4 protein-coding genes are annotated in these 3,987 nt (G+C 74.9%); all 4 read right to left on the reverse strand.

The window, feature by feature from the left end:
- Positions 1-96 precede the first annotated feature (96 nt).
- Positions 97-1,272, reverse strand: coding sequence for an acyl-CoA dehydrogenase family protein (locus ACFXA3_RS37720; RefSeq protein ID WP_385194986.1), 1,176 nt, complete (start codon positions 1,270-1,272; stop codon positions 97-99).
- A gap of 66 nt (positions 1,273-1,338) precedes the next feature.
- Positions 1,339-3,450, reverse strand: a complete 2,112-nt coding sequence (locus ACFXA3_RS37725) for an acetate--CoA ligase family protein (protein ID WP_385194989.1) — start codon at positions 3,448-3,450, stop codon at positions 1,339-1,341.
- A gap of 1 nt (position 3,451) precedes the next feature.
- On the reverse strand, positions 3,452-3,643 hold the full coding sequence (locus ACFXA3_RS37730) for a ferredoxin (protein WP_385194992.1): 192 nt from the start codon (positions 3,641-3,643) through the stop codon (positions 3,452-3,454).
- The gene (locus ACFXA3_RS37735; protein WP_385194994.1) at positions 3,640-3,924 is read right to left on the reverse strand and encodes a hypothetical protein; all 285 of its coding nucleotides are present in this window, start codon (positions 3,922-3,924) and stop codon (positions 3,640-3,642) included. The genes ACFXA3_RS37730 and ACFXA3_RS37735 overlap by 4 nt, the downstream gene beginning before the upstream one ends.
- Positions 3,925-3,987 lie beyond the last annotated feature (63 nt).

Genomic DNA, 3,987 nt, shown 5'->3' on the forward strand with positions numbered 1-3,987 from the left:
TGACCTCGTGGGTCATGGGTCCACCCGCCCCCGGCAGTCGGCCGTCGTCCGGGGGGGTGGCGGCCCGGGCGGGCCCCGGGCCGCACCGCCGTACGGTCACGCCGGGGACGGCATCTGCAGGACACCCGTGCCCCGCTTGACGAGTTCGCCCGCGATGATCAGACGCTGGATCTCGGAGGTGCCCTCCCAGATGCGGTCGACGCGCAGCTCGCGGTAGAGGCGTTCGACGGGGTGGGAACGGTCGTAGCCGCGGCCGCCGAAGATCTGCAGGCAGCGGTCGACGACCCGGCCGGAGGCCTCGCTCGCCGCGAGTTTGGCGATGGCCGCCTTGGCGTGGAGCGTCTTGCGGTCGAGCCGGCCCTCGTCGACCTCCCAGGCGACCTGGTGGGTGTAGGCGCGGTTGACGGCGATGTCGACCGCGCAGTCCGCAAGCATGCCCTGCACCAGCTGGAAGTCGGCGATGGGCGAACCGAACTGGCGGCGCTCCACCGCCCAGTCCCGGGCCAGCTCCAGCGCCCGCTCGGCCGCCCCGACGGTCCGGGCGGCGATCATCAGCCGCTCGTCGGTGAACCATTCCTTGGTCAGCTCGTAGCCGTTGCCGACGCCGCCGAGCACGTCCTCGTCGGGGACGAAGACGTCGGTGAAGACGAACTCGGGGTGCCCGTTCACCGCGGAGTGCATGAACCGGGGGACGCGGGTCATCTCGACGCCCGCGGCCTGCTTGTCGACGAAGAACAGGGTGGCGGCGCGCTCGGGTCCGGCGTCGGCCTGCACGAGCAGGAAGTCGGCGATGTCACCGCAGGTCACGAACCACTTCTCGCCGTTGAGCAGCCAGCCTCCGTCGGTCCGGGCCGCCGTGCTGGTGCCCGATCCGGGGTCGGAGCCGGCGCCGGGTTCGGTCACGGCGAAGGCGTCGAACCGCTCGCCGCGGATGACCGGCAGCAGGTACTTCTCCCGTTGTTCCGCGGTGCCGTGGGCCAGGACGTTCGCGGGCCGCCAGGGGATGTCCCAGAGGCAGTTGGTGACCTTGCCGAACTCCTCCTCGACGATCACCTGGTCCAGCAGGGAGAGCCCGGCCCCGCCCCATGCGGCGGGCATGTTGATGGCGTAGACGCCCGCTTCGATGGCGGCGCGGGTCAGTTCGCGGACGGTGGCCGAGGGCAGCGGCCCGCCGGCCTCCTCGGACCGGTCCTCGTACCGCATCAGGAGCCGGGTGTAGGCGGCGGCCCGGGCCTTGAGGTCGGCCTGCTCGGGGGTGTAGCGGAAGTCCATGTGTCCTCCGGGGCACAGGTGGTGCGGGCGGATGGGGGGACGGGAGGGACGGTGCGGTGCGGGCCGTCAGCCGGTGACGGCCGGCGCGGTCGGCGTGGCCGGCGCGGCCAGGACGGCCCGGGCGTCCAGCGTGAGGGCGCCGTCCGGGCGCACCAGCAGGGGGTTGACCTCCAGCTCGGCGATCTCCGGATGGGCGGCGGCGACCGTGGTGATGCGCTCGATCACGGCGGCCGCCGCGGCCACGTCGACGGCCGGCCGGCCCCGTACGCCGTCCAGCAGGGCGGCACTGCGCAGACCGCGCAGCAGCTGCCCGGCCCGGCGGGCCGGTACGGGGGCGAGCGCGAAGGCGACGTCGCGCAGGGTCTCGGTGAGGACCCCGCCGAGCCCGACCAGGGCGACCGGTCCGAACCGCGGGTCCTGGTGGACGCCCACGATCAGCTCGACGCCGTCCGTGAGGTCGGCCATCGCCTCGACGGAGTAGGAGGGCGCGCCGAGCCGGGCGTGCATCTCCCGGAAGGCGGCGAGCAGGGCGTCCCGGTCGGCCAGGCGCAGCGCCACCCCGCCCGCGTCCGACTTGTGCAGGACGTGCAGGGCCTTCAGTACGTACGGGCCCCCGAACTCGGCGGCGGCAGCCCGCAGTCCGGCCTCGTCGGTGATCTCGCGGGCCGGGGGGAACGGCACGCCGGCGGAGTCGAGCAGCGCCCGTACCCCGTAGTACCCGGTGTCCCGCAGCGGTGCGGCGGGCAGCGGCAGCGGGGCGGGGGCCGGCGGCGGTGCGGCGGCCCGGGCGGTCATCGCGGCCAGCGCGCGGGCGGCGTCCTCGGTCGCGGCGAACACCGGCACCCCGGCCTCGGCCAGGACCCGGCAGCTCGGCGACTGCGGGTACATCGACTGCACGACCAGCGGCTTCGGCGCGCCGGAGAGACGGCCGACGATCTCCTTGGCGGCCCTGGTCTCGCCCTCCGCGAGCACCGAGCCACCGGCCGGTCCGCCGCCCAGGCCTCCGTCGGAGGCGGCGTACCCGCCGAAGTAGCCCGTCATCAGGACGGCGTCGACCTCTTCGGCGGCGAGGAGCTCGCCGACCGCGGCGGCGTACGAGAGGGGGTTCTGCTCCCCCATCCCGGCCAGGTCGACCGGATTGCCGACCGCGGACTGCTCCCACAGCACGGCGTGCAGCCGCTCCTGCGCCCGCGGCCCGAGCTCCGGCACGTCGAGCCCGGCGTCCTCGGCCGCATCGGCGGCGATGGCCCCGTGGCCGCCGCCGTCGGTGAAGACGGCGGTCCGGCGGCCCGGTGCGGCGGCCGTGCGCCCCGATCCCAGGGCGGCCAGTACGACGGTCATCTCGCGCGGGGTGTGCACGAGTTCCACCCCCGCGTCGCGGCAGGCCGCGGCCACCACGTCGGCCGGGGTGGTGAGCGCGCCGGTGTGCGACCGGGCGCTGCGCGCGGAGGCGGTGCCCCGGCCGGCCGTGAGCAGGACGACCGGTTTGCCCGCCGCCGCGGCGGCCCGGGCGAAGGCCCTGCCGTCCCCGAAGTCCTCGGCGTAGACGGCGATCGCGGTGGTGGCCCCGTGGCGGGCGCAGTCCTCGACGAGGTCGACGAGGGTGACGTCGGCCTGGTTGCCGAGGGAGACGAACCGGGAGAAGCCGATGCCGTGCGGGGCGGCGCGGAGCTGGAGTTCGAGGGCGAGGTTGCCGCTCTGGCTGAGGAGGGCGACACCGCCGGGGGCGAAGCGGTCGGAGGCGAGGTAGAGCTCGGTGGTGTTGTCGGCGATGCCCAGGCAGTTGGGGCCGACGAGCACGGCTCCTGCGGCCCGGACCCGGGCGGCGACCGCCCGCTGCCGGGCCAGTCCGGCGGGCCCCGCCTCCGCGAAGCCCGCGGTGATGCCGACGATGGCCTTCGCCCCGCAGGCCAGGGCTTCGTCGACGGCGGCCTCGAAGCCGTGGCCGGGGACGGAGATCACGACCAGGTCGACGGGTTCGCCGATCGCTGCGAGGGAGGGGGCCGCGGTGCGGCCGAGGACGGTGCCGCCGCGCCGGTTCACCAGGTGGACGGGGCGGGGGTCGGGGGCCCGCAGGGCCTGGGAGGCCACGGCGTGGCCGTATTTCGCCGGGTCGTCGCTGGCGCCGACGACGGCGACGGAACCGGGGTCGAACAGGGCGGTCAGGTCGCGTCCCATGTCACTTCTCCACTCGGAGGGCGGCGTTGGGGCAGCTGTCGGCGCAGGCGCGCGCGGCTTCCTCCGCGGCGGGTTCGACGGTGAGGGCGATGACCTTCGCGTAGCCCCATTCGTCGAGCTCGACGAGGCCGGGGGCGTGTTCCTGGCACAGTCCGTAGCCCTGGCAGCGGGTGGAGTCCAGCAGGAGTTTCACGGCGTTCCTTTCAGCGCGGGCAGCACGGGCGGCGGGGACGGCGCGATCCGGGCGGAGGGCGCGTCGGCGACCTCCGGTACGGCGACGGCGAGGCGTCCGGGGCCGTCCGCGGGCAGGTCGGTGGCGCAGGCGGGGCAGGCCGCGCCGAGGTGGAGGGGGATGCGTTCGGGGAAGGCGCGCAGCAGGCTGCCGGCGGTGCCCGCGGCGGCATCGAGCAGCCCGCAGGCGCCGCGGCCGGGCCGGGCCCGCGACCACCGGGGCAGGCTGTCTCTTATACACAAAAGACGCTGCCGACGAAAATTATAGTGTATATATCGGTGGTCGCCCTATCAATAAAAAAATGG

The sequence above is a fragment of the Streptomyces sp. NPDC059456 genome (assembly GCF_042750055.1).
Taxonomy (GTDB): Bacteria; Actinomycetota; Actinomycetes; order Streptomycetales; family Streptomycetaceae; genus Streptomyces.